Genomic DNA, 25,097 nt, shown 5'->3' with positions numbered 1-25,097 from the left:
ACTCACTCACAACCGGCCTCGCATATGGGGACAATTGAGGTGCAGAGCGTGCGAACACGTCTGGCAATCAAACTACACTCACTGCTCGAGCGGCACTTTCCGGAACGCCGACTCTTTTTGAAATCCGACACCGATACACGGTACATCCGACTCAGTTCCGAGACCCAGATCGCAGCCGTTGCAGGCGTGGCGGTCATGGTCGGCTGGACAGCGGTTGCAACCGCGATTCTGCTGATGGACAGCATCGGATCAGGAAATTTCCGCGAACAGGCAAAACGGGATCAGGCAACCTATCAGGAACGTCTGAACATTCTGTCCGCCGAACGCGACGCCCGCGCCGCCGAAGCGCTAGCTGCACATGACCGGTTTAGCGCGGCTTTGGCCCAGGTCTCGGCGATGCAATCTCAGCTGCTGGAATCAGAAAACCGCCGCCGCGAGCTGGAAACAGGCATCGAGGTCATCCAGACCACCCTTCGAGCAACAATGAAGCAACGTGAAGAAGCCCGTACAGAACTGGCCGAGTTGCAATCCGCCTCGGACGCCGACGCGCCTTATGTGATGGCATCGGCCAATCCGGCGCAAATGGCGTTCATGACCGATGCTCTGGCGCGCACGGCGATGGAGCGTGACCAGATCGCCGCCGACGCCCAGGGCGCGCTGGATCAGCGCGACGAGCTGGAACTGGAAATCCGTCTGATGCAGGAACGCAGCGACGAGATTTTCCGCCAGTTGGAAGATGCCATGGTGATCTCGGTCGAGCCGCTGGACAAGATGTTCCGCAAGGCGGGAATGCCCACCGATCGCATCATCGAAGAGGTCCGGCGCGGATATAGCGGTATGGGCGGTCCGCTGACCCCTTTATCCTTCAGCACCCGCGGTGAGGAACTGACCCCCGACGAGGTGCGCGCAAATACTCTGCTGCAACAGATGGATCAACTGAACCTGTATCGCATCGCTGCCGAAAAGGCCCCCTTCGCCAGCCCTGTGAATGCCGCCGTTCGTTACACCAGCGGCTACGGCACCCGCCGCGATCCGAAAACCGGCGGCCGCCGTATGCATAACGGCGCGGATTTCGCGGGCGCACACGGCACCGACATCTTTGCCACCGCCGACGGAATCGTGACCCATGCGGGCTGGCAATCGGGGTTTGGACGGCTGGTGAAAATCAAGCACGCCTTCGGAATTGAGACACTTTACGCTCATAACACCAAGATCCGCGTAAAGGTTGGTCAAAGGGTCTCGCGCGGGGATCATATTGCTGATATGGGTAGCACCGGACGGTCGACCGGTACCCACCTGCACTATGAGGTGCGCGTGAACGGAAAACCTGTAAACCCAATGACTTACATCAAGGCTGCGAGAAATGTTTTCTAAGAGCAAAATCAACGAGCCCGGGTCGAAAGAAACCGAGGCAGCAAAACCCGCCGCACCGGCCACTCCGGCGACCCCTGCACCGGCTGAAACCAAAGCCAGCACCCCGCCAAAGCCCAAGCCGCCCGCATCGGTCCTGTCCTCTGACCTGCACATCACCGGTAACCTCAAGACCTCGGGCGATATTCAGGTCGAAGGTACTGTCGAAGGCGACATTCGCGCGCATTTGCTGACCATCGGCGAAACCGCGACCATCAAGGGCGAAGTCACTGCCGACGACGTTGTCGTAAATGGCCGAATCGTTGGCCGCGTACGTGGCCTGAAGGTCCGTCTGACATCGACCGCGCGGGTCGAAGGCGACATTATCCACAAGACCATCGCCATCGAAAGCGGCGCGCATTTCGAAGGGTCAGTCCAGCGTCAGGACGATCCTCTGAACCCTGGCCGCAGCGCCAAGTCGGGCGCCAACCCGGCGGCAGAGGTCAAGCAGTAACACTGCTGAATATCCAAATCCAAAAACGCCGCAGCCGCGCCTGCGGCGTTTTTTTCTTCGCCTCTCCTGATCTTGCCAAAACGCGGCGCTCCGTTAGCGTGGACTGATACCACATTTTCACCGGAGGCCCTTGAAATGATACGCAACCTTATCCGCAGTCTTGCCACCGCGCTGTCGATCGCTCTCGCGGCACCCGCCATCGCCAACGAAGGCAGCGGCTTTCCCCAGATCGTCGGCACATGGACCGGAACCTATCTGGTTGCCTTTGCGAAATCGAACCCGAACCACGAAAAGGGCCTGCTGCAGACCGAAATGGAGCTGGAAATCACCAAGCTCGACGGTAATCTCATCACGGCCACCAACCGCTGGCGTCGCATCGGCGACAAAGAATGGATCGTGGAAGAAGCGATGGGTACCTTCAGCCTTGCAGACCCGAACAGCTTTGTCCTGGCCGAGGCAGGTATATCAGGCGATGATGTTTCATCGGGTATCTTTCAGGGCGTCTATATCGATGACGTGATCATGGTGACCTATGCTGGTCCGGGCACCGGCGTTTCGTTTGCGGCGCAGCTGGTGAAGAAAGACGACAACAAGTAACCCACCGCCGATATGATCGAACTCCGACACCCGACGCAGGGTGTCGGGCATCCGCTTACACCTAGGTGTCGGGCTGGCAAAACCCTCGAAAAATTCCCCACACCCATCAATTTCACAAATTATGTTTTTTGATTAAACTGAAAGCCATTGTTTTCAGGAGGAGTTTCCATGTCATCTAAACTCATGGCCGAGTTTTTCGGCACATTCTGGCTGGTTCTGGGCGGTTGCGGCAGCGCGGTTCTGGCCGCTGGTGTTGCCGATGTCGGCATCGGCTGGCTGGGCGTTTCCTTCGCCTTTGGCCTGACCGTTCTGACCATGGCCTACACGGTCGGCCATATCTCGGGCGGGCACTTCAACCCTGCGGTCAGTCTGGGCCTGATGATCGGCGGGCGGTTTGAGGCCAAGGATCTGCTGCCCTATTGGGCCGCTCAGGTCGTCGGTGCAATCGCAGCCGCGCTGGTGCTCTACCTGATCGTCAGCGGCGCACCGGGATTCGAGGGCGTCGGCGGGTTCGCCTCGAACGGCTATGGCGAGGCGTCGCCCCAAGGTTATTCGCTGATGTCGGCCTTGATCATCGAAATCGTCCTGACCGCGTTTTTCATCGTGATCATTCTTGGGGCCACATCCAAAGGGGCCCCAGCAGGCTTTGCCCCCATCGCCATCGGTCTGGCGCTGACCCTGATCCACCTGATCTCGATCCCGGTGACAAACACATCCGTTAACCCGGCAAGATCAACCGGCGTTGCCCTGTTTGCCGATGGGCCGGCGCTGGCGCAGCTCTGGCTGTTCTGGGTCGCCCCTTTGATCGGCGGCGCAATCGGCGCGATCATCTGGAAAGTCCTCAGCCCCGACGACTGATCCGTCGGAATACCCCGGCACCAGAACAGGTGCCGGGGACAATCTTATTCTGTCACGGTGACCTTTTTCATCACATCCGGCTGTCCGATGACGGCCCCGTTCTGACCTTCACCGCGTTTGATCGCGTCAACGACGTCCATACCATCGGTGACTTGCCCAACCACGGTATATTGGCCGTTCAGAAACGGACCCGGCTCAAACATGATGAAGAACTGCGAATTGGCGCTATTGGGGTCCTGAGCCCGCGCCATACCCACGACGCCCCGGTCAAAATTGACGTCCGAGAACTCGGCAGGCAGATCAGGACGATCCGAGCCGCCCGTTCCAGCGCGGCCAAGGTTTCCGCCCAGGCGGCCATGTTCCACATCACCGGTCTGCGCCATGAAGCCATCGATCACGCGGTGGAACACCACGCCATCATACTGACCCGCGGCAGCGAGGGCGCTGATCTGCTCCACATGTTTGGGCGCAACGTCTTCGAACAGATCGACGGTGACGGTGCCGTTGGCGCCCTCACCTTCGATCTCGATCTGCAATCCGGTGGCCAGCGCAGGGCTCGCCAACAGAGCGAATACGGCGGCTAGCTTATGCATCGGCGGCCACCTTGACGCTGATCATCCGGTCGGGGGTCGCTGGCGGCTCGCCACGAACGATGGCGTCCACATGCTCCATCCCGTCGATGACGCGGCCATAGACCGTATACTGACCGTTCAGGAAATGGTTGTCCTTGAAGTTGATAAAGAACTGCGAATTGGCCGAATCCGGGTTGGCCGACCGCGCCGCGCCCAAGGTGCCGCGATCATGGGGCAGTTTCGAGAATTCAGCCGGAACATTCGGCAGCGACGAACCACCGGTGCCCGCCATACGCAGGTTGAACCCGTCTTCCATATCGCCGTGCTGCACATCACCGGTCTGCGCCATGAAACCGTCGATCACACGGTGGAACGCCACGTTGTCATATTCACCACCACGCGCCAGTTCTTTCATCCGCGCCGAATGCTGAGGGGCCACGTCCGGCAGCAGCTCGATGACGACATTGCCGTCCTTCAGTTCTATGATGATTGTGTTTTCGGGGTCTTTGATCTCGGCCATGAGGCCCTCCTGTCGTTTTAACTTGCGCAAATACCTATGACGCGGACGCGCGAATGCCAAGTGACGCATTGACCTGAGGGCAAAATGCAGGAAAAGAACCGCCTAAAGCGAATTCAATTTCTGGGGATTGCACGATGGGCTGGAAAACGCTGGATGATATGGACCTGAATGGCAAGCGCGTGTTGGTGCGTGTGGACATTAACGTACCGGTCGTTGAAGGCGTTGTGACAGACGCCACCCGCATTCAACGGATCGTGCCGACGGTGCGCGATATTCTGGCCGCAGGCGGCAGACCGATCCTGCTGGCGCATTTCGGTCGCCCCGGCGGTGAACGGCGCGAGAACCTGTCGCTGAAACAGCTTGTTCCGACGCTTGAGGCTGCCTTTGACACGCAAGTCCTGTTTGCCGCCGATTGCGTCGGCACCGAGGCCGAACTGGCTGCCGAGGCACTGCAACCCGGTCAGGTGCTGCTGTTGGAAAACACCCGCTTTCATGCGACCGAAACCAAGAATGATGCCGATCTGGCTGCAGGCATGGCCAAGCTGGGCGATGTGTATTGCAATGACGCATTCTCGGCGGCGCACCGCGCCCACAGTTCGACCGAGGCGATTGCCCGCCTGCTACCCGCCTGCGCCGGTCGCCTGATGCAGGCCGAGTTGCAAGCGCTCGAAGGCGCTCTGGGCGCGCCCAAACGCCCCGTGACGGCGGTTGTTGGCGGGGCCAAGGTCTCGACCAAACTGGAACTGCTGGGCAACCTGATCGACAAGGTGGATTATCTGGTGATCGGTGGCGGCATGGCGAATACGTTTCTGGTGGCGCAAGGCATCAACGTCGGCAAATCGCTGGCCGAAACCGCCATGAAGGACACCGCTGCTGAAATCCTTTCCAAAGCCGAAAATTCAGGCTGCGAAATCGTCCTGCCCCGCGATGTGGTCGTGGCCGAGACTTTCGAAGCCAACGCACCCCATCAAACCCTGCCCGCCGATCAATGTCCCGATGATGGCATGATCCTTGACGCAGGCCCCGAAAGCGTCGCTGCCATCACCGAGATCTTCGGCAAAAGCCAAACCCTGATCTGGAACGGCCCCCTTGGCGCGTTCGAGCTAGAGCCATTCGACGCCGCCACCAACGCCGCCGCATTGAAAGCAGCAGCGCTCAGCCGGTCGGGTCAGTTGATCTCGGTCGCCGGGGGGGGCGATACGGTTGCAGCCCTGAACGCATCCGGCGCGGCTGCGGACTTTACCTATATCTCGACAGCGGGCGGTGCGTTTCTTGAATGGATGGAAGGCAAGACCCTGCCCGGCGTTGCCGCGCTTGAACAATAAGTACTGTATTTTTGCGAATCAGGGGATTCACATCGCGAATCCCCTGTGACATAGTGCCGGAAGAGGCCCGGATAAGGGCCCGTTTTGAGGCAGAGTTCATACGGCGGTAAACAGAGTGTCCCGTTCCCATCGGCCCGGTTTGGGCGCAGTTGTCTTTTTCTCGGTGGCTTTCATGCTGGGTGTCTATTTCACCTTTGCTGCCGTGCAGGGCGACTATGGTCTTTTCCGCAGGGTCGAGATCGCGGCGGAACGGGATGCTCTGTCACGCGATCTGGCAACGCTGAACGCCGAGATCACCGAAATGGAAAACCTGACCCGCCGGTTGTCAGACACCTATCTGGACCTCGATCTGCTGGATCAGCAGGCACGCTCGGTCCTTGGCATGATCCGCGCCGACGAGATCGTCATCCGCTGACAAGATTTCTCGCAGAAATATCTCTGCACCCTCTCGCCCAGAAATTTAGCAGACACTGGCCGCAAAACACGCGCCCTGCCCCCGCGTCACTTTTCCCCTCGCCAGATGGGCCGAAATGTCTTAGTAAATAGTTTAACGCTAAACTATCTTGCCGAGAGGGGGAGATCGCCACAATGGCTGCGCGAAAAACCACAAAGAAACCAAATGTTTCTGCGGAAGAACTCAAAACCTACTACCGGGAAATGCTACTGATCAGGCGATTCGAGGAAAAGGCGGGCCAGCTGTATGGCATGGGCCTGATCGGCGGGTTTTGCCATCTCTATATCGGGCAAGAAGCTGTCGTCGTGGGCCTTGAGGCCGCAGCCGAAGAGGGCGACAAGCGCATAACCTCTTATCGTGATCACGGCCACATGCTGGCCTGCGGCATGGATCCGGGCGGCGTGATGGCCGAACTGACCGGGCGCGAGGGCGGCCTGTCCAAAGGCAAGGGCGGCTCGATGCACATGTTCTCGAAAGAGAAGCATTTCTATGGCGGCCACGGTATCGTTGGCGCACAGGTTCCGCTGGGTGCGGGTCTGGCCTTTGCCGACAAGTACAAGGAAAACGGCGGCGTCACCTTTACCTATTTCGGTGACGGCGCGGCAAACCAAGGTCAGGTCTATGAGACCTTCAACATGGCCGCCATCTGGGATCTGCCCGTTGTGTTCGTAATCGAGAACAACCAATACGCAATGGGCACCTCGCAGGAACGCTCGACCTCGACCAAGGACATCTACCATCGCGGCGAGGCCTTCGGCATCCCCGGCGAGATCGTCGACGGCATGGACGTGCTGGCCGTCAAGGCCGCCGGGGAAAAAGCTGTCGCTCACTGCCGCGCGGGCAAAGGCCCCTATATCCTTGAGGTCAAAACCTATCGCTATCGAGGCCACTCGATGTCCGACCCGGCCAAGTACCGCACGCGCGAAGAGGTTCAGAAGGTACGCGAGCAAAGCGATCCGATCGAACATGTGCGCGAGTTGCTGCTGACCGGCAAGCACGCGACCGAAGATGACCTGAAGGCGATCGACAAAGAGATCAAAGAGATCGTCAATCAGGCCGCCGAATTCTCAAAAGAAAGCCCCGAGCCCGCGCTGGACGAGCTCTGGACAGATATCTACGCCTGAGAGGACGAATAAGATATGGCAACCGAAATTCTAATGCCCGCCCTTTCGCCCACGATGGAAGAGGGCACGCTGGCCAAATGGCTGGTCAAGGAAGGCGACACCGTATCCTCGGGCGACATCATGGCCGAGATCGAAACCGACAAGGCGACGATGGAGTTTGAAGCCGTTGACGAAGGTATCGTCGGCAAAATCCTGATCGCCGAAGGCACCGAAGGGGTCAAGGTGAACACCCCCATAGCCGTTCTGGTTGAAGAAGGTGAAGACGCCTCCGCCCTGCCTGCGGCTGCGCCCGCAGCGGTGGCCGAGGCCGCCCCTGCGGCGGTTGAGGCCCCCGCTCCCGCCGCCGCAGCGCCTGCTGCGCCGGTTGTGGACCTGTCGCCTGACTGGCCAGCCGATGCCACGATGAAATCCGAGACCGTCCGCGAAGCCCTGCGCGACGCGATGGCCGAAGAAATGCGCGGCGACGAAGACGTCTACCTGATGGGCGAAGAAGTCGCCGAGTATCAAGGCGCCTACAAAATCAGCCAGGGCCTGCTGGACGAGTTTGGCAGCAAGCGCGTCATTGACACCCCGATCACCGAGCACGGCTTTGCCGGTATCGCAGTCGGCTCGGCCTTTGGCGGTCTGAAACCGATTGTCGAGTTTATGACCTTCAATTTCGCCATGCAGGCGATCGACCAGATCATCAACTCCGCCGCCAAGACGCTTTACATGTCCGGCGGTCAGATGGGCTGCCCGATCGTATTCCGTGGCCCCAACGGTGCCGCCGCCCGCGTGGCAGCGCAGCACAGCCAGGACTACGCCGCGTGGTACATGCAGATCCCCGGCCTGAAGGTTGTGATGCCATATTCGGCCGCCGACGCCAAAGGCCTGCTGAAATCGGCAATCCGCGATCCCAACCCGGTTGTGTTTCTGGAAAACGAAATCCTCTACGGCCGGTCTTTCGACGTACCGCAGGTGGATGACCTGACCATCCCACTGGGCAAAGCCCGCATCTGGCGCGAAGGCTCGGACGTGACCATCGTCAGCTTTGGCATCGGGATGCAATATGCACTGGAGGCCGCCGACAAACTGGCTGAAGAGGGCATCAGCGCCGAGGTCATCGACCTGCGTACAATCCGTCCGATGGACACTGGCGCGATCATCAACTCGGTGATGAAAACCAACCGCCTGGTAACCGTCGAAGAGGGCTGGCCGCAAGGCTCGGTCGGCAGCTACATCAGCTCGGTCGTGATGCAAGAGGCGTTCGATTATCTCGACGCCCCGGTCATCAACTGCACCGGCAAGGATGTCCCGATGCCCTACGCTGCGAACCTCGAAAAGCTGGCGCTTATTACCACCGATGAGGTGATCGCGGCGGTGAAACAGGTGACCTACCGGTAATGGAGATCAGGGGCCGCGATCCAGCAACCGAATGCTACCGTGTCGAGATTGATCTCGACAACCGCATCGTTCGCGCACTTGTGCCCGAACGGCTTGCGGCGGATAGGCTGTTGATCGGCGCGCGCCCCTCGCATCAGACAGCCTATGTCTGGATGGCCGAAAACAAAGACAAAATCGAGGCCGCGATTGCTAAACTCGCACGCGGCACCGGGCGCCCCAAGGCGCCCTTTGACCAAATTACTCTGATTGAGGAGCGCTGAGATGCCCACCGAAATCCTGATGCCCGCCCTGTCCCCGACGATGGAGGAAGGCACCCTTGCAAAATGGCTGGTCAAGGAAGGCGACACCGTCTCCTCCGGCGACCTGCTGGCTGAAATCGAAACCGACAAGGCCACGATGGAATTCGAGGCTGTCGACGAAGGCACCGTCGGCAAGATCCTGATCCCGGAAGGGTCCGAAGGGGTCAAGGTCAACACCGTCATAGCCGTTCTGCTGGAAGATGGCGAAAGCGCCGATGACATTGGCACGGCACCTGCCGCAGCACCCGCGGCTGCACCCGCAGCCGCAGCGGGTAACGAGGCTGCCGCGCCAGCGGTATCCGAGGCACCCGCCCCTGCACCGGCTGCTCCGGTTAAGGCTGATGGCGGTCGTATCTTCGCCTCACCGCTGGCGCGTCGCATCGCGGCGCAAAAGGGCCTCGATCTGGCGCAGATCTCGGGTTCCGGCCCGCATGGCCGCATCGTCAAGGCCGATGTCGAAGGTGCAACCGCGACTGTCCCGGCAGCGGCCCCTGCCGCGGCCGCCCCTGCACCCGCCGCGGCTCCGGCTGGACCTTCCGCTGATGCCGTGGCCCGGATGTACGAGGGCCGCGATTACGAAGAAATCAAACTCGACGGGATGCGCAAGACCATCGCAGCGCGCCTATCCGAGGCCAAACAGACCATCCCGCATTTCTACCTGCGCCGCGATATCAAGCTGGATGCGCTGCTCAAGTTCCGCAGCCAGTTGAACAAGCAGTTGGAAACCCGCGGCGTCAAGCTCAGCGTCAATGACTTCATCATCAAGGCCGTGGCCAACGCACTGCAACAGGTTCCCGAATGCAACGCCGTCTGGGCGGGCGACCGGGTGCTGCAACTGAAACCCTCGGACGTGGCCGTTGCGGTCGCCATCGAAGGCGGTCTGTTCACCCCCGTCCTGCAGGATGCCGACACCAAATCGCTGTCGGCGCTGTCGACCGAGATGAAAGACCTCGCCGGTCGAGCCCGCGAACGCAAACTGGCCCCGCATGAATATCAGGGCGGTACCTTTGCGGTCTCGAACCTCGGCATGTTCGGCATCGACAATTTCGACGCCATCGTGAACCCGCCCCATGCCGGTATCCTTGCGGTCGGCACTGGCCTCAAGAAACCGGTTGTCGGTGACGACGGAGAGCTGACGGTCGCCACCGTCATGTCCGTTACCATGTCGGTCGATCACCGGGTCATCGACGGTGCGCTGGGTGCACAACTGCTGCAAGCCATCGTCGATAACCTCGAAAACCCGATGGTCATGCTGGCCTGATCAATCCCGCCGTCGGGGCTCACCCCCGGCGGCACCTCTCACGATCACCGCCATGATGTGAGCAAGCGTGATCGCCCCTCCGGTTGCCCGAATGGGCACATTCCCCCACTTTTGATGCAGACGGCTTTGCAACCCAAAGGTGGACCATGCGTTTTTCTGACTTGATCAAAACTCTGCTTGTGGTCGCCGCAACTGCTGCGCCCGTTGCGGTTGCCGCAAAACCCAACAGCTACCCGGGCGAAAACTCCCGATTCAAATCATCCGACCCCGCCGTGATCGCCCAGCAAAAAGCCGAACGCCAGCGGCGCATTGAACTGCGGAAACAAAAGCGCGAAGAACGGCGGCGCGAGCGGCTGAACCGTCGGAACACCCGCTCGGACTGATTACTGGTCCTTGCCCAGCATGTGATCCATCGAGATCGAGGGCTGATCACACCCTGCCTCGCCCACGATCTTGGCCGGAATACCGGCCACGGTTTTGCAGGCCGGAACCTCTTGCAGAACCACCGAACCGGCAGCAATGCGGCTGCAATGACCAACTTCGATATTGCCCAGAACCTTGGCACCAGCGCCGATCAGAACACCGTTGCCAATGGTGGGATGGCGTTGTTCCTCTTCTTTTCCGGTCCCGCCCAGAGTCACCGAATGCAGCATCGAGACATTGTCTCCAACCACGGCGGTTTCACCGATCACGATGGAATGCGCATGGTCGATCATGATCCCTTTGCCGATCTTCGCGGCAGGGTGAATATCGATCCCGAAAATCTCGGACGACCGCATCTGGAAGAAATACGCCAGATCATGCCGCCCCTTGCGCCACAGCCAATGGGCCACGCGATAGGCCTGCATCGCCTGATACCCCTTGAAGTACAGGATCGGCTGCAACAGCCGATGGCAGGCCGGGTCACGTTCATAGACGGCCATCAGATCGGCGCGCGCGGCTTCGATCAGACTGCGATCTTCGGCATAGGCTTCGTCCACAATCTCGCGCAGGACCATCATCGACATCTCGTTCGAACACAGCTTGGCCGCAATCCGGTAAGACAGCGCCCGCTCAAGGCTGCGATGGTGCAGGATACAGGCGTGCACCAGCCCGCCCATCAGCGGCTCTTTTTCGACAGCGGCGTGGGCCTCATCTGTGATACGATCCCAGACCGGGTCGACATTGGTCACTTGGCTGCGCGTTTCAAACATGGCTTTTCATCCTTTGCTGCGCCTAGAATAGCCACTTAGGCCCTAAATGGCCAAACGCAAACCCTTGATGTGCATTGCAACAAAAAATGAACACAGCTGATCTGAAGGAATTTGAACGCCTCATCCGCGACCGCCTTGCGCAGCTCGACGCTGATTCAGCATCGGGGGCAGAGGCGCAATCCGTGGTCGAACTGGATCAGCAGGCCGTTGGGCGGCTCAGCCGGATGGACGCCTTGCAAAATCAGGCGATGGCCAAGGCTCAGCAAGCTCGGCGCGATCTTGAAACGCGCCGCCTTGTTGCCGCGCTCGCCCGCATCGACGAGGGCGAATACGGCTATTGTGAAGATTGCGGCGAACCAATTGCGCGCGGGCGGCTGCAGCTTGATCTAGCCGCCAGCAAATGCGTCAGCTGCGCCTCTGGCTGATGTGAAACCGGATCAGCTGCTGCAGAACCATTTCAAAACACTGGCAATAGTGCAGGTTGTCAAAACCCGGCTCATCCGCCAGCGATCGATTGCGCGCCACTGCCATAAGTGATCCATTGCCGTGCACCGGATGCAACCGACCTGTGGCTGACACATGCTGATGCGCCAGTTCGGCCTCGACCAGCATCCGCGCGCACAAGGCCCGCCGCGCAGCTGGCGGCGCGGCCAAAAGGGCCCGCGCCGCGGCACTGACATCACCATGCAGGACCGGACGCACCCGCCTCAGCCCACCAGCCGCCGCGCAAACGGACCCGGACCATAAACGGCCGACACCTGAGCGACCTCAAGCGTATAGGCGCCGCTCACCCCATCAGCCGCCTTCATCGCCGCCGAATATGTCCATGCGGGCGCGATCGTCACCTCTTCGCGCAGAACCATACCACCGGCACGCACCCGCACCAGATAGGCTTCGCTTTCTTCACCCAGCGGCACGTCCAGCCCGTTCCAGTCATCACCATCGATCCGCGTCCGGCGTATCCACGACGCACTGTCCCCGCCCGACGCGCGCCGAACGCTCAGATGCACCGGCGCATAGGGTCTCAGCCCATTGCCCGCAAAAGTCTCGACCTGATGCACGTAGGCCGGATCGTCATACCCGCGCGAGGCAGGACCGATGCGATAATGCCGCGACACCTGCCGCTCACTGCGCAGCAGATTGACCTGAGACACCCGGTCATCCAGCAGGACAAAGACCGAACCTGCGGGCCAGATTTCCGGCACAAACGCATCCGTGCCAAGCTGACCGCGCAGACGGCCCGTCAGATCGTAGACGCCGGTTTCGATCAGCGCGGCGCCCGCGAACTGAAACACCTCCCAATTGCCGGGGGTGCCATCACCGATCGCGGCCAGATTGGCCCCGTTCAGCAAAGCATCCCGCGTCCGCGATTCTAGCAAGCCGTCGATCAGGTTGACCCGCAGCGGCGCGCCTTCGTCCCAAACCCCGGTGCTGGCAAAGCGCAGCGGCGTTTCGGTAAACCCGATCACCGCCTGATCCGGGATCACCTGCCGCAATCCGTAATCCTCGTCCTGAGCTGCGGCATAGACGGCGACATTCCCGGGCCAGGGATCAGCCGACACCGCCAGATAGGGCGCGTGCGGGCTCTCTGCCCCGGTGATCAGCGGCAGGTCCATGAACATCGGCAACACCGGAACCGGCGCGATATGAGGTTTGGCTGTGACCTCGTCCTCTTCGATCTCGGCGGGGGCGTAAACGCCCGGCTCAATCCGCACCGCATCCGCCAGTTGCATCTCGGCCTGCTCCATCCGGTCGATCCGGAACAGGGTGCCCGAACTTTGGCCGTCACCGGCCAGCCGCACCACATCGCCTGCCCCCAGATGCAACTGCGACGGAGGCAGCGCAAACCGGGCCGTTTCCCGCGACACCCGCGATTCACTCAGCCAGCGCTCGACGGTCTGCCGCCCTTCAGCCCGCGTCATCGACAGCGGCATTTCACTGACCGACACGGCATGGGTCCGGTCATCCGGCAACACCGCCTCTTCCGCGACAATGTCATGATCGGCATCCGACTGAACAAAGCGCAACCGCGCGCGCCCGGTCATCTCAGCCTCGGCCTCGCGGCGGTACTCGACAGACCCATCGATGTCCGAGGCGATGGCCAGCTTGTCCGCGTCCACATCTACAGGCTTGTGCCCGTCCCGCGTGCGGAACACCAGCTTGCCGTCCCGCTCGATGGCATCAAACCCATACCGCAGCATCAAGGGCTGCAGCGCCTGCCGTGCATTCATCACGTCCTCGACCGTGTAGCCGCGCACCACACCATACAGCGCCGAGGTATCAATCTCGGTCACACCCGCCCGGAAGCAGATCTCGGTCACGACCGAGGCCAGCGTGCGCGACCCGGACCGCCCGTTCAGCCAGTGCCCGCGCGGATAATTCACCCCGTCGGTCCATTGCGACCGCAAGTTTGGAAAGGTCGGATAGGGACGCGCATCCCAGGCCCAGACATAGGCATTGGCCATATCGATCATGGGCCCGCCGTAAATCTCGGACACCGGGTTGTTCTGCGGTTCCGACCAATAGCCCAGCATTGCCTTCAGATACTGCACCTGCATGAAATCGTCCCGCTGCCCGTTGGAATACCGGGGCAATTTCGATTCCGACGATTTCGGGTCCAGAAACTTGTTCGGCTGATTGGTGCCCTTGTCGATGGCGGCACAGCCCAGCTCGGTGAACCAGACCGGCTTGGACTCCGGCACCCATGCTGTCGGCGCGGCCTGCCGCACGCCACCGATGCGTTCGTGATGACGATTCGACCACCAGCCCCGGATATCCTTATAGCGCCAGACCCAGGGCTCATTATGCGCACCATCCTCGATGGGCGAGCGAATCTGAGCCTCGGCCTCCTCGGGGCTGGCATAGTACCAGTCAAACCCCTCGCCGCCTTCGATATTGCTGCGCAGATAGTCCAGATCATAGATCGCATTTGCGCCCTCGGCATCCAAATGCCCGGTACCATCGCGCCAATCGGACAGCGGCATGTAATTGTCGATCCCGACAAAGTCGATGTTCTTGTCCGCCCATAGCGGATCGAGGTGAAAATACCTGTCGCCGCTGCCGTCATCCGGCATATAGCCGAAATATTCGGTCCAGTCGGCAGCATAGCCGATCTTGGTGCCCGACCCCAGAATCTTGCGCGCCTCAGCGGCCAGCGACCGGAACTGCGCCACCGCCGGAAACCCAGACGCCCCGCGGATCTGGGTCAGCCCGCGCATCTCGGATCCGATGCAGAACGACGCAACGCCACCCGCCGCCTTGCACAGGGCCGCGTAGTGCAGAATGAACCGCCGCAGGCCCCACTCATTGGGGCCGCTATAGGAAACCTCGCCGTCCCGCACCGTGAAATCCGAGGCCTTGGCCTGACCAAAGAACGCCCGCACCTGTGTATCAGCCGCCGCCGTTCCATCGGGTGAGCCCGCCTGACCCGGCGCCTTCGACAACGTGATCCGCCCACGCCACGGCAAATGCGGCTGGCGGCTGGCATCCGACCACGGATCGGGCAGAGAATTCCCCTGCATCTGATCCATCAGGATGAAGGGATAGAACATCACATCCTGCCGGTTCTTTTTCAGATGCTTGATCGCCTCGATCACCGACGCATCCGCCGGAGTACCGCCATAGATCGGCCGACCGTTGCGACGCTGGACCTCCTGCGCGGTGGATTTGGTCAGCCCCGATACCGTCCACGGCATATTCTCGCCATCAATATTCTTGCGCTCGACCTTGGGCCGTATATCGCACTGCCCACAGCGCAGGTCATCCCCGAACCACGACACGATCAGCGAGGTCGCCCGGCACGCCGGAACCTCAAGACGCAGCGCCCGGATCGAGGCCGCAAGGTCGGTCTTACCCACCCGCGAATTGGCATTGGCCGCCCAGCTTTTGCCGCGCCCCTTGGTGTAATTGACCTGCGAGTTGGCCAGCGCGTATTCACCCGTTCCTGGCATCAGCGCCACACCCCGGACCGTGCGCGACAAGGCCTCGCGATAGTCGGGAACATCCGGTTGCTCTTGCCGCACCACCTCGAACGAGAATTGCGGCACGCGGTTGCCATAAGGCTCCAGCGGCAGATCCTCGATCACCACATAGGCCGTGCCGCGATAGGCCGGAACCCGCCCGGTGCCTTCAATCGCTTCGATCAGCGGATCGGGCAATTGCGTATCCGATCCGCGATAGATCCGCATCCCAAGCGAATACAGCTCGACCTCTTCCCCATCCAGCCAGACGCGCGAGACATCGCGGATCACGCCCTCGCCAACCGCAACGGCCAGCGAGACGGAATAGGAATAGCTATGCGTCTTGGTCTCCACCTTCGCCGGTTTCGGCGACCCTTTGCCCCCGCCGGTCGACTGGCTGGTCGTCGTCGTGGTGCGCGTCTCCAGAAAGTCCGAGGCCCAGATCACCTGCCCCCCGACCCGCATCCGCCCATAGACCGTTGTAACCGGCGCGCCCTCGCCGGTTTCGGTCAGGCGAAACCTATCGATGCGGCCGGTCTCGACCACCTCGCTGCCGCCGCCCATGACCGATTGCCCCATCAGCCGGTTGTCGATCACCCGCCCCAGCGTCGCGCCCACGGCACGCCCGATGATTGCGGTTGACAACCCGGCGACCGTGCCACCGATTGAACCACCAATCGCGGCACCCGCCGCAGACAAAAGAATTGTCGCCATCAGAGTTCCTTTCGCGGAAATTCGAAACAGGCGACAACACGACGTCGCCAAGGGTCGCTCAGGGCGTTTTCGACAACGCCATGGCCCGAATAGGCATGAATGAAACGCAAAACCGGGTCGGTCTGGCTGACGATGCCCAGATGCTTGGCAACGCCGTGCTCGCGCATCCGGAACAGCAGAACATCCCCCGGCGTCAGATCATCGATGCGCTTTTCAACCAGATTGCGCCGCGCGGCGGCCCACATGCGCTCTTCGCCCTGCGGCTCGGACCAGTCCATGCTGTAAACCGGCACCGCCTCGGGCTCGTGCCCCATCACGCCGCGCCACACGCCGCGCAATAGCCCCAGACAATCCGTCCCCGCCCCCCTGACCGAGGCCTGATGCACATAGGGTGTTCCCAGCCAGTTGCGCACCTCGGTCACGATATCCTGTCGGCCTTGTGTCACCGCCTGCTCCCCCCCTTGTTCGGATTGGCTTTCTTGGGCACCGCCATCACCCAATCCTCGCTGGGCAGGTCCGGGAAACCCCGAAAGTTCAGGATGTTGGCAAATTTATACCGGCAGGTATTCATCCGCTTGTCGCACCCGGCGGTCAGCTTGACCCGGTCGCCCACGGCCAGCCCGCCACCAATGCCGGACCACAGCACGATACTGCGCCCGTCGCCCACGCTCTGATCCTGCTTGATCGCCGCCCACAGCCCCTTGGCCGAGCCCGACACGACATCCAGACGCCCCCGCTCGAACCAGCCCAGGCTTGGCGTCTCGGCGCCACGCAACCGCAGGCTGGCACCGCCTTCCATGCCGATCACCTCGGCCTCGGCCCACAGGTTGGGTGCATCAAGATCAACCTTGCAGGCCCTGTCGCCAAGAACGGCGGTACAGGGCTTTTGATAGATGCGTCCCATGGGCCGGTTCAGCAAATCGGTCAGCCCACGCAACTCCGCGTGAAACGCACCACCCGCCCGCCGCAACTCACCGATCGAGCCGCGAAACTGCAGCATCCGCTGCTCGGTGTCGGCCCAATTGACCAGCCAGGCCCGCACCTCGGCCCCGTCAAAGCGGCCCGCCTCGATATCCTCTTCGCGCACAGCGGCATCGGACAGCGCGCCCATGGCCTCGGAATTGTCAATCGACAGCCCGGTCGCCTGCTCGATCGCTGCCGCCGTCAGGCCGGTGCTGGCGCGAAAACTCAGCCCCTCGAACGCCAATTCGCGGTCATGGTCGGTGAACCCATAGGCCTGTCCGTCGGTGCGCGTGATCGCCCAGCACCGGCACGTCGTTGTCATCCCGGTCTGCAGATGATCCAGCAGTGCTTGTTTGTTCCCGCTCATCACACACGCACCTCGATCACCGGCACGTTCGGCGCATCACCGGCCTGAAAGCTGGCCACGCTGGTCTGGATCTTGTCGGTGTCGAACCGGACCGGCACGTCAAATTCAAAACCCGCCGTAATATCAACCTGTTCCGCCGGAGCAGACGCCAAGGTGACAATCCCGGTCTCAAGATCGACGTCAAAATCGACCCCCTCGCGCAGCGCGTCCTGATCCAGTCCGATCTTCACCGTCCCCAGCACCGGCTTTACGATGGGCCGCACATAACTGACCCCGCCGGACGTGTATGTCTTAATCAACTGAAACGCCGTCTGCGCACCATCACCCCGCGCGATCACCTGATCGCCCTTGTCGATCTCAGCCGTCGGAGCACTGGATTTGAAATCCGACCAGTCCTTCCAGCGAAAGCCAAACATCTGCCCCTGCCGCGCCTCGAAGAAAGAGATCAGCGTCTCGATGTCGTCCAATGACCGCATCCCCAGACCCGCGTCATAGCGCCTGCGCGAATGCGCCCAGGGGGTGTTGCGCTCTTCAAACCCGTTGGCCAGCGTCACGATATCCGTGCGCCGCTCGGGCCCGCCGACCGAGCCAAAACTCAGACCGGCGGGAAATCTCACCTCGTGAAAATTCATGCTCTGCTCCCCTTACCTGTTGCGATTGCCGCGCCCCAAAACACGGCTCATCTGCGCCGCGATCTGACCCTGAGACCGGCGGAACCCCTGCACATCGGGGGTCGAGATATTCATCACCACATTCACCGCCCGACCGCCGCCCTGCGTCCGTACGCCCAGCTTGCCATCCGCCCCGCGCGCCAGCGGCATGATCGCCTCGGGGCCTGCTTCACCCATCAACCCGGTGCCGCCGCGCATCGGGAACATGGTCGGGCTGCTGACCACGCCGCCATTGGCAAAGGGCATCACGCGGCCCTGGGCAAAGCTGCCGCCATCAGCAAAAGGCAGAATGCCCTTCACAAACCCGCCGACCGTATTCGCCAACATGCCGCCGAAATGATCCGTCACCGGCTTGATCGCCGCCGCATAAGCCGTCTGGATCATCGAGTTCTTCAGCACATCCAACGCCCCCGACAGGCTCATCCCGTCCAAAACCACACCGTCAAACGCCTTGCGCAGCCCGCTGGACATGCCACGTTCCAGCGTTGCCACGTCCTTGCCAGTCTCGGCAAACGCCGCACTGATCCGCTTCATCTGCCCGTCAAACGCCGCCGCCATCCCGGCGGCATCCCCCAAAGCATCGCCCAGCGCCTCGCCGCGCTCCTGCAGGTCGTCAAACCCCTCACGATCCGTCATCACGCTCTCCTTGTTCCTTGTCCGGATAGGCCGCCAGCAACGCATCCAGCCCCGCCCGGTTCATCGCAAGCATCCCCGCGCCCTGCCCCAGCATCAGCCGCAGCTCAGCCGGGGTCAGACGCCAGAACTGCTCTGGCGTCAGACGCAGGCCCAGAAACCCGGCCCGCATCAGCGCGGGCCAGTCGAACCCGCTCACTCAGCCACCATGAAGGCGCGCGCCAGCAGTTCCGCTGCCGCCCGCGCCCCCGCCATCGGCCCGCCCGCGATCTCAGCATGCAGCAGGTCATCACGGCTCACCTGCGCACCCCCACCGCGCAGCCCCGCGACAAGCAAAGCCAACACATCGCCGCTGGAATACCCGCCGCCCTCGAACCGCTGCACCAGCTCGACCAGAGACCCGACCTGCAATTCCTGCTCCAATTCCGCCAAAGCACCCAAAGTCAGCTTGAGCACCCGCTGCTCCCCATCGATGGTCAGCGCCACCTCGCCCGTCCACGGATTGGCCATCAGAGCGCCGTAAAGCTCAGCGCACCGGCGCTTGCCATGCTCATCTCATAGGTCGCCTCACCGTTATGCGAGCCCGCATATTCGATGCTGCTGACCTGAAACGGCCCTTCGACAATGCCGAAATCCGGGATGATCACCTGAAAACCCGGCGTCTCACCGTCAAAGAACAGCTGACGCGCACGCTCGTCGGTCCCCGCATCCTTGAACACGCCCGAGCCGGAAATCGCAGCGGATTTCACCCCCGCCCCCGACAGCAACTCGCGCCACCCGCCCTGGCTTTCGAGGCTGGTCACATCCACGCTTTCCGCGTTGAAACTGATCCGCGTGGCTCGCAGGCCCGCGATGGTCTCGAACAGACCGGTGCCATTCATATCCACTTTGACCAACAGGTCTTTTCCGTTCTGGGCAGCCATATGCTCTCTCCGTTGATTGCTTAGTCGTCTTCCACGCGGGCGCGGAATCTCAGGTCGATCTGGCGGATCGCGCCGCCAGTTCCCGTGCGCCGGGCGCTGGCGCGTTCGAACCACAGGCCAACCAGACGGCCCCGGTCCAAGCTCAGCGCCGCACCTTCCAGCGCGTCACACACCGCACCAGCAAGTGTCTTGGCCGCACCAAAGCCTGCCGCTTCGGACACCACCGAAACGGTGAACCGATGCACCGCGCCCACGCCCGTCCGGTCCGAGGCATCGCGCACCTCCTCCGGCCCCAGCGTCACATAGGTCTGCGGCAACACGCCCGAGGGCACCGCGTCATAGATCGCCCCGCCCGATAGCGTGCTGACCTGCGCATCCGCAGATAGCTGTTGAAACACCGCCGCCTGCAACGCGGCTGCAACGCCATAGCTCATGCCGCCACCTCTTCATCTGCAAAACAGGTCAGGTACTGGCCGCGCCCATCGCGCTCAGCCACCGCGCGGATCACAAACCGTCGCGCGCCTTCGCGAAACCGCTGATCCGGCGTAGGCCGCATTTCGGACCCTTCGGGCGCCCCGCGCACCACGATCCGATACCCAACCCGCGACACCGAGGCGCCACCCACGGCCCGCTCCGCCCCGCTGCGCGCCGTCACCTCGGCCCAAAGCACGCCCATGGCGGCCCATGTCTCGGTGTACCCACCCGCTCCATCGGCCACGCGCGTGGGGGCCTCCAGCACCAGCTTGCGGTTCAGTCGCGGCGCGCTCATTGCATCACCCCTGCGCCAAAGCGCACCGTGCGATAGCGCTGGATCAGGCTGGTCACGCCAAAGGGCATACACCCCGCGCCCAGCGCCGTTTCATCGCGGTATTCATAATAATGCGCCGCCAGCAGCAGCACCGCCTGCCCCAGATCGGCGGGCAACCCGCCCCAATCCGCCGCCATCCCGGCGGTAAAGGCGATCTTGACCGACCCGCCCGTGGGAATGGTCGGCAGGGTTGCACCCGCCGGACGCAGACGCGAGCGCTGGCTGTCTTGCGCCAGACGATACCGGCCATTATCCACAACCGTATCGGTGCCGGACGCGTCGGTAACAGTCACCGCGCTGATCGCCGTGACCGGGGCCACCGGCAACACCTCAACCGCCGTATCGCGCCAGCTGTTCAGATCCCATGAAAACCCGCGCGAGATCAGCACCTTTCCAGTGCGCGCTTCAATCGCTGCAATCGCCGCCCGCAGAAAGCTTTTCAACACTTCATCTTGCACACTGTCTTCGGCAAACCCCGTGCCCAGCCGCAGATGCGCCTTGAACTGATCCACCGGCAGCGCCGCATCCGCGATGGCGGTTTCTTCGATCAACATCATCCATTCACTCCGCAATCTCGGACCCCTCCGGGGCCGACCTTCAAAAAATGACGGGCACGCGCCGCCCCACGTTGCTCGGACGGAGGGGAGCAGCTAGACAACGCGAGGGTTCACCCCGGCCCGTACCCGCCGCCCGAGGGGCCATGCAGCCCCCCGGGATTCAGCCCGCGTTAGGCGGTGCCGAATTTCACCAGCTTGATCGCGGCAAAGTCGCTTACGTCACCGCCCACACGCTTGGTCGCGTAGAACAGAACATGCGGCTTGGCGCTGAACGGATCGCGCAGCACGCGCAGATCAGGACGCTCGGCAATGGTGTAACCCGCCTGGAAATCGCCAAAGGCAATCGAGAAGCTGTCGGTGCCCGCATCCGGCATATCCTCGGCAATCAGCACCGGGTATCCCATCAGACGCGCTGGCTCACCCGCCGCCAGACCATCCGACCACAGGAAACGACCATCGCTGTCCTTCAGCTTGCGGAGCAAACCAGCGGTTTTCGAGTTCATCACGAAGGTGCCGTTAACCCGGTACTGCGCACCCAGCGCATAGACCACATCCACAATCGCATCCGCATCGACACCGCCATCCGTACCGGTCGCCACATAGCCCAGATTGCCCCAGGCCCAGACGTCATTGTCGACCTTGGCATGATCCAGAATACCCTTGGGCTTGTCCGCCCCATCGCCTCCAATAAATGCCGCCGCCTCAGCTCGCGCGAACTTGTCGGCGATACGACCGGCCAGCCAGCCCTCGACATCAAACGCACTGTCATCCAGCAAACGCTGCGAGGCCTTCGGCAGAGCGCTCAGCTCGTGCAGCGGAATGGAAATCCGATCAATCGACGGCGTCGCGGTCTCCGCCGTGGCCGAGGTCTCATCCGCCCAGCCCGCGCCGACATCCGTATGGTCGATCAGCACATCGAACGAGTTCGCCTCGACATTCACCACCGACGCAATAGACCGGATCGAGGCGGTCGAGTTCAGCACCGACTTGATCATCTCAGCCGTCTGCGGATCAACCAGATAACCGCCATCGCTGTTCACCGCGCTCGACAGCGATTTGGCCTCAATCTCCAGCCCGCGCAGCCCGTCATCCTCACCCGAACGCACATACGCATCGAATGCCTTCTGGTGCGGTGCGCCGTCCTCAATGGATGCGGCAAGATGCGGGCGTGCCGCGATGGTTGATTTACGATCCAGCATGGTCAGTCGCTCTTCTGTCTGTTGCAGTTTGGTTTTAACTTCGGCCTTGAGGTCCTTGAATTCATTCACGAAGCCAGCCATCGCCTGCTTCACCTCCTGAACCAGGGGCGCACCCTCTCCGGTCAAGGCCGGGGTCTCGGTCTTGCTCATCAGCACTTCCTTATTGGGGGGTTGAGGCGCTAGATCCGCGCCAGCTCCTGCCGGGCGTCATTGAACACCTCGGCAATACTGCGCCAGGTGTTTTCAACGTCAGGCTCACCACCCTTCGCCGCCACCCGCGCACTGGGCAGCATCGGGAATGTCACCAAGGACACCTCCCACAGCTCCAGTTCGGTCAGGACCCGCTGGCCCTTGTCATTCTTCACAGCCCGCTTTGTGCGATAGCCAATCGACAGGCCATCCATCGCGCCTGCCCGGATCAACTCAGCCGCCTCACGCCCCTTCTGCGTGGCCTCCAGCAGACGCCCCTTGACCCACAGGCCCTTGTCGTCCTCGCGCACTTCATCCCAGACGCCAATAGGCTGCGCCGGATCATGCTGCCACAGCATCTTGACCCGCTGGCCCGCCTTGGACAGCCCGTCAAGCGAGCCTTGATACGCCCCGCGCTGCACCACATCGCTGCCCTGATCGACCTGCCCGAACAGGCTGGCATAGCCCTCGATCACCGCATCCTCGGACACCGACAACCCGTCGCCAAACCGCGCGAATTTATGTTCCAAATCCATGAACTTCTCCATGTAACCCACTGATATTACGGCGCTGCTACCAACAACGACTGAAACGCCTGCGCCAAAATCACCGCCGCCACGCCGTAAACCGTCAGCCACAACCGCTTCTCCAGCCGCTCCATCATCTCTTCGATCTGATCCAACCTGCGGCACAGATGCGCGTGCTGGATCTCGGCGACCCGCTCGTGCGCGGCCAGCCTCAGCCCCGGCGCACACTCGAACGAGGGATAGTCACCCATCGCCACGCTCCGGCAGCCCCAGCAAGGCGCGCTTTTCAGCATCGCTCAGGAAATCGGCCCCATTGACCCGCGCCCATTGCGCATCGCGCTCGGCCGACAGCGCGGGCACCTGATCCAGATCGGGCTTCAGCACCAGATCCTCACCCGAGAACCCCGCCAACCATTCCGACACCGCCGCCGCCACCCGCGTCACCAGGGGCAGCACGGTCAGGCGGTAAAACGCCCGGTTGGCCTCCTGATAGTTCGAATAGGTCGCATCGCCCTGGATCCCCAGCAGCATCGGCGGGACCCCAAAGGCCAGCGCGATCTCGCGGGCGGCGGCTTCCTTGGTCTTTTGAAACTCCATGTCGGACGGCGAAAAGCCCATCGGCTTCCAATCCAGCCCCCCTTCCAGAACCATCGGACGGCCAGCATTCCGCGCCCCGCGATAGTTCTGCTCGATCTCATCCGACAGACGCCGGAATTGATCCTCGGCCATCACCCCGTGGCCATCACCTTTCCACACCAGCGCCCCCGAAGGCCGCGCCGCATTATCCAGCAGAGATTTCGACCACCGAGACGCGCTGTTATGCACATCGATCGCCATCGCCGCCGCCTGCATTGGCGAGAAGCCATAGTGATCGTCCTGAGGGTGAAACGACTTGATATGACAGATATTTTCCGCCGCAAACCGGTGCTTCTTGCCACCCACCGCGTAATCATACGCCTTGGGCCAGCCATCCGCCCCCGGCACCACGCTCATCCGGTCCGAGCGCAACACATGCAGTTCAACCGGCAAGCCTTCCTCGGCCTGAACAGCCTCAACATAAGCATTGCCCGACAACAGCAATTGCCCGAACAGCGCCTCCATCAACTCTGCCCGCCCCTGCGCCGCATTCGGACGGCGTATCAGCGACAGGATGGGATGCGTATCAAACCGCTGCGCCTGATCCTGCAGAACCAGAGGCATAGCCGCCGCCGCCTCGGCAATCAGCTTGACCGAGCGGAACCCCACCGGGTTCCCGGAAAAACCCGTCCGCGTCAGCGACACCGCATCCCGAGGGCTCCACGCCACGCGCCCGCCCGTCTGCCACGCCACCACAGGCCCCGCCGCGCTCGCCTTCGCCTCGGGCGCTTCGCCCGCCGATCCACGACGCAAGAAATCGAATACCATCTGTGCTCCTTTCTGCCGCCGCTCTGCCCGGCTTGTTGAAAGGAGTTATGACGGAAAGAAGTTTAGGGCTTGGGAATGGGGCGTACGGGGGTTGGGCAACGGCTTTCCTATAACTCCGATCCCTCTGCATTAGGAACGAACAACCTTGGATAGCTAAAATATATTCAGCCCTTAACTTGCAGATTTGGCTCAAGTTCTGTACCGCTCAATGCCTTAGTTGCTACTACTTATTGGCTAAAGAGATGTTCGCTATTCGCTTTATATATCTTGGGATACTGTCAACTATCGCCAACATTACATCGGCACACGCTCAAGTCGGTGACCTTCCGACCGGTATTGCGATTGGAAATACGCTTCAAGAACTAGAGGCAGCGGGCGAAGCAAATGGCTGGGCACTCGCACCCGGTAATTGGTTCCCGGAGACTATGACAGTGGAAGGTACCGATTTAACACTCTATTTTTGCGACCAAGTGCTCTGGACAATTGATGAACACTTTCCCGGAGGCTTTAGAGAATTCGTCGAAACAGTACTTCGGCTGGAAATTGAGCACGGAGAAGCAGAAACTGACGTGGCATTCCTTCCGGCCCCCACATCGCTTTATTTGTCCGATGCAAAATTCAAAACTAAGGATGGCCTAGAAATCAATGTGCAAGTCTACACTAAAGACGACCAGATGACTCTATGGTCACGGACTTCGACTATTGCCATGTGTGACGCTGATTGATTCACGAT

General features: G+C 61.5%; 32 protein-coding genes. 13 read left to right on the top strand and 19 right to left on the bottom strand.

All coding sequences use genetic code 11. The features are described from left to right. Window positions 1-48 precede the first annotated feature (48 nt). The 4 genes from ACR0FG_RS00770 (at window position 49) to aqpZ (ending at window position 3,319) form a co-directional block, all read left to right on the top strand. Window positions 49-1,374, top strand: a complete 1,326-nt coding sequence (locus tag ACR0FG_RS00770) for a DUF5930 domain-containing protein (protein WP_170715022.1) — start codon at window positions 49-51, stop codon at window positions 1,372-1,374. Continuing rightward, window positions 1,364-1,864: a bactofilin family protein gene (locus ACR0FG_RS00765; RefSeq protein ID WP_480889117.1), complete on the top strand. Its 501-nt coding sequence runs from the start codon at window positions 1,364-1,366 to the stop codon at window positions 1,862-1,864. The genes ACR0FG_RS00770 and ACR0FG_RS00765 overlap by 11 nt, the downstream gene beginning before the upstream one ends. 135 nt (window positions 1,865-1,999) lie before the next feature. Then, on the top strand, window positions 2,000-2,461 hold the full coding sequence (locus ACR0FG_RS00760) for a hypothetical protein (protein WP_480889115.1): 462 nt from the start codon (window positions 2,000-2,002) through the stop codon (window positions 2,459-2,461). Between the two features lie 168 nt (window positions 2,462-2,629). Further along, complete coding sequence (gene aqpZ, locus ACR0FG_RS00755; protein WP_480889114.1) at window positions 2,630-3,319, top strand: aquaporin Z; 690 nt, start codon at window positions 2,630-2,632, stop codon at window positions 3,317-3,319. Between the two features lie 44 nt (window positions 3,320-3,363). Here the strand turns inward: aqpZ and ACR0FG_RS00750 are convergent, their stop codons facing one another. Then, a complete protein-coding gene (locus tag ACR0FG_RS00750) occupies window positions 3,364-3,912 on the bottom strand; it encodes a peptidylprolyl isomerase (protein WP_170713757.1) in 549 nt (182 codons plus the stop codon). Continuing rightward, a complete protein-coding gene (locus tag ACR0FG_RS00745; protein WP_170713755.1) occupies window positions 3,905-4,411 on the bottom strand; it encodes a peptidylprolyl isomerase in 507 nt (168 codons plus the stop codon). The genes ACR0FG_RS00750 and ACR0FG_RS00745 overlap by 8 nt, the downstream gene beginning before the upstream one ends. A gap of 134 nt (window positions 4,412-4,545) precedes the next feature. Here ACR0FG_RS00745 and ACR0FG_RS00740 point away from each other — a divergent pair, with 134 nt between their 5' ends. The 7 genes from ACR0FG_RS00740 (at window position 4,546) to ACR0FG_RS00710 (ending at window position 10,640) form a co-directional block, all read left to right on the top strand. Further along, window positions 4,546-5,736: a phosphoglycerate kinase gene (locus tag ACR0FG_RS00740; protein WP_480889112.1), complete on the top strand. Its 1,191-nt coding sequence runs from the start codon at window positions 4,546-4,548 to the stop codon at window positions 5,734-5,736. A gap of 115 nt (window positions 5,737-5,851) precedes the next feature. Beyond that, window positions 5,852-6,151 carry a septum formation initiator family protein gene (locus ACR0FG_RS00735; protein ID WP_170713752.1) on the top strand — a complete coding sequence of 100 codons (300 nt, stop codon included), beginning with the start codon at window positions 5,852-5,854 and terminating at the stop codon, window positions 6,149-6,151. Window positions 6,152-6,324: 173 nt separating this feature from the next. Beyond that, window positions 6,325-7,314, top strand: a complete 990-nt coding sequence (gene pdhA, locus ACR0FG_RS00730; RefSeq protein WP_170713750.1) for a pyruvate dehydrogenase (acetyl-transferring) E1 component subunit alpha — start codon at window positions 6,325-6,327, stop codon at window positions 7,312-7,314. Window positions 7,315-7,329: 15 nt separating this feature from the next. After that, window positions 7,330-8,697 carry a pyruvate dehydrogenase complex E1 component subunit beta gene (locus tag ACR0FG_RS00725; RefSeq protein ID WP_480889109.1) on the top strand — a complete coding sequence of 456 codons (1,368 nt, stop codon included), beginning with the start codon at window positions 7,330-7,332 and terminating at the stop codon, window positions 8,695-8,697. Next, the gene (locus tag ACR0FG_RS00720; protein ID WP_170713746.1) at window positions 8,697-8,957 is read left to right on the top strand and encodes a hypothetical protein; all 261 of its coding nucleotides are present in this window, start codon (window positions 8,697-8,699) and stop codon (window positions 8,955-8,957) included. The genes ACR0FG_RS00725 and ACR0FG_RS00720 overlap by 1 nt, the downstream gene beginning before the upstream one ends. Before the next feature lies 1 nt (window position 8,958). Beyond that, window positions 8,959-10,257, top strand: coding sequence for a pyruvate dehydrogenase complex dihydrolipoamide acetyltransferase (locus tag ACR0FG_RS00715; protein WP_480889107.1), 1,299 nt, complete (start codon window positions 8,959-8,961; stop codon window positions 10,255-10,257). 146 nt (window positions 10,258-10,403) lie between these two features. After that, window positions 10,404-10,640: a hypothetical protein gene (locus ACR0FG_RS00710; RefSeq protein WP_170713741.1), complete on the top strand. Its 237-nt coding sequence runs from the start codon at window positions 10,404-10,406 to the stop codon at window positions 10,638-10,640. Here ACR0FG_RS00710 and cysE read toward each other — a convergent pair whose 3' ends face one another. Beyond that, window positions 10,641-11,450 carry a serine O-acetyltransferase gene (gene cysE / locus ACR0FG_RS00705; RefSeq protein WP_170713739.1) on the bottom strand — a complete coding sequence of 270 codons (810 nt, stop codon included), beginning with the start codon at window positions 11,448-11,450 and terminating at the stop codon, window positions 10,641-10,643. An 86-nt stretch (window positions 11,451-11,536) separates the two neighbouring features. On the opposite strand from cysE, the gene ACR0FG_RS00700 reads away from it, so the two are divergent. Further along, on the top strand, window positions 11,537-11,875 hold the full coding sequence (locus ACR0FG_RS00700; protein ID WP_480889104.1) for a TraR/DksA family transcriptional regulator: 339 nt from the start codon (window positions 11,537-11,539) through the stop codon (window positions 11,873-11,875). Here the strand turns inward: ACR0FG_RS00700 and ACR0FG_RS00695 are convergent. The 16 genes from ACR0FG_RS00695 to ACR0FG_RS00620 all read right to left on the bottom strand — a co-directional run bounded on the left by ACR0FG_RS00695 (window position 11,856) and on the right by ACR0FG_RS00620 (window position 24,364). Beyond that, complete coding sequence (locus ACR0FG_RS00695) at window positions 11,856-12,152, bottom strand: DUF7742 family protein (protein WP_480889102.1); 297 nt, start codon at window positions 12,150-12,152, stop codon at window positions 11,856-11,858. The two genes, ACR0FG_RS00700 and ACR0FG_RS00695, sit on opposite strands and share 20 nt — an antisense overlap. Before the next feature lie 5 nt (window positions 12,153-12,157). Further along, window positions 12,158-16,123 (bottom strand): baseplate multidomain protein megatron, encoded by a 3,966-nt coding sequence (locus ACR0FG_RS00690; RefSeq protein WP_480889100.1) that lies wholly within the window; start codon window positions 16,121-16,123, stop codon window positions 12,158-12,160. Further along, window positions 16,123-16,569, bottom strand: a complete 447-nt coding sequence (locus ACR0FG_RS00685) for an NlpC/P60 family protein (protein ID WP_480889099.1) — start codon at window positions 16,567-16,569, stop codon at window positions 16,123-16,125. Before ACR0FG_RS00685 ends, ACR0FG_RS00690 begins: the two co-directional genes overlap by 1 nt. After that, window positions 16,566-17,453, bottom strand: coding sequence for a DUF2163 domain-containing protein (locus ACR0FG_RS00680; protein WP_480889098.1), 888 nt, complete (start codon window positions 17,451-17,453; stop codon window positions 16,566-16,568). Before ACR0FG_RS00680 ends, ACR0FG_RS00685 begins: the two co-directional genes overlap by 4 nt. Further along, window positions 17,453-18,085, bottom strand: coding sequence for a phage distal tail protein, Rcc01695 family (locus ACR0FG_RS00675; protein ID WP_480889096.1), 633 nt, complete (start codon window positions 18,083-18,085; stop codon window positions 17,453-17,455). The genes ACR0FG_RS00680 and ACR0FG_RS00675 overlap by 1 nt, the downstream gene beginning before the upstream one ends. A gap of 12 nt (window positions 18,086-18,097) precedes the next feature. After that, window positions 18,098-18,760 (bottom strand): phage tail tape measure protein, encoded by a 663-nt coding sequence (locus ACR0FG_RS00670; protein WP_480889094.1) that lies wholly within the window; start codon window positions 18,758-18,760, stop codon window positions 18,098-18,100. Beyond that, window positions 18,747-18,956, bottom strand: a complete 210-nt coding sequence (locus tag ACR0FG_RS00665; protein WP_480889092.1) for a rcc01693 family protein — start codon at window positions 18,954-18,956, stop codon at window positions 18,747-18,749. The genes ACR0FG_RS00670 and ACR0FG_RS00665 overlap by 14 nt, the downstream gene beginning before the upstream one ends. Then, complete coding sequence (locus ACR0FG_RS00660; RefSeq protein ID WP_480889091.1) at window positions 18,953-19,267, bottom strand: gene transfer agent family protein; 315 nt, start codon at window positions 19,265-19,267, stop codon at window positions 18,953-18,955. The genes ACR0FG_RS00665 and ACR0FG_RS00660 overlap by 4 nt, the downstream gene beginning before the upstream one ends. Beyond that, window positions 19,267-19,680 carry a phage major tail protein, TP901-1 family gene (locus tag ACR0FG_RS00655; RefSeq protein ID WP_170396490.1) on the bottom strand — a complete coding sequence of 138 codons (414 nt, stop codon included), beginning with the start codon at window positions 19,678-19,680 and terminating at the stop codon, window positions 19,267-19,269. The genes ACR0FG_RS00660 and ACR0FG_RS00655 overlap by 1 nt, the downstream gene beginning before the upstream one ends. 20 nt (window positions 19,681-19,700) lie before the next feature. Beyond that, window positions 19,701-20,114 (bottom strand): DUF3168 domain-containing protein, encoded by a 414-nt coding sequence (locus tag ACR0FG_RS00650; protein ID WP_480889090.1) that lies wholly within the window; start codon window positions 20,112-20,114, stop codon window positions 19,701-19,703. Then, complete coding sequence (locus ACR0FG_RS00645; RefSeq protein ID WP_480889089.1) at window positions 20,111-20,449, bottom strand: phage head closure protein; 339 nt, start codon at window positions 20,447-20,449, stop codon at window positions 20,111-20,113. The genes ACR0FG_RS00650 and ACR0FG_RS00645 overlap by 4 nt, the downstream gene beginning before the upstream one ends. Beyond that, window positions 20,446-21,045, bottom strand: a complete 600-nt coding sequence (locus ACR0FG_RS00640; protein ID WP_480889087.1) for a head-tail connector protein — start codon at window positions 21,043-21,045, stop codon at window positions 20,446-20,448. Before ACR0FG_RS00640 ends, ACR0FG_RS00645 begins: the two co-directional genes overlap by 4 nt. A 170-nt stretch (window positions 21,046-21,215) precedes the next feature. Continuing rightward, window positions 21,216-22,394, bottom strand: coding sequence for a phage major capsid protein (locus ACR0FG_RS00635; protein ID WP_480889086.1), 1,179 nt, complete (start codon window positions 22,392-22,394; stop codon window positions 21,216-21,218). A 29-nt stretch (window positions 22,395-22,423) separates the two neighbouring features. Next, window positions 22,424-22,969: an HK97 family phage prohead protease gene (locus ACR0FG_RS00630; RefSeq protein ID WP_480889085.1), complete on the bottom strand. Its 546-nt coding sequence runs from the start codon at window positions 22,967-22,969 to the stop codon at window positions 22,424-22,426. Window positions 22,970-22,995: 26 nt separating this feature from the next. Continuing rightward, entirely contained in the window at window positions 22,996-23,211 is a 216-nt protein-coding gene (locus ACR0FG_RS00625; protein ID WP_480889083.1) for a GTA head formation protein, RCAP_rcc01685 family, read from the bottom strand. Then, window positions 23,204-24,364: a phage portal protein gene (locus tag ACR0FG_RS00620; protein WP_480889082.1), complete on the bottom strand. Its 1,161-nt coding sequence runs from the start codon at window positions 24,362-24,364 to the stop codon at window positions 23,204-23,206. Before ACR0FG_RS00620 ends, ACR0FG_RS00625 begins: the two co-directional genes overlap by 8 nt. 242 nt (window positions 24,365-24,606) lie before the next feature. On the opposite strand from ACR0FG_RS00620, the gene ACR0FG_RS00615 reads away from it, so the two are divergent. Continuing rightward, window positions 24,607-25,089, top strand: a complete 483-nt coding sequence (locus tag ACR0FG_RS00615; protein ID WP_480889080.1) for a hypothetical protein — start codon at window positions 24,607-24,609, stop codon at window positions 25,087-25,089. Window positions 25,090-25,097: the final 8 nt, after the last annotated feature.

It is taken from the genome of Ruegeria sp. E1 (assembly GCF_056534225.1).
The sequence above is the reverse complement of the archived record's forward strand: the minus strand, read 5'-3'. Positions and strand labels throughout refer to the sequence as shown.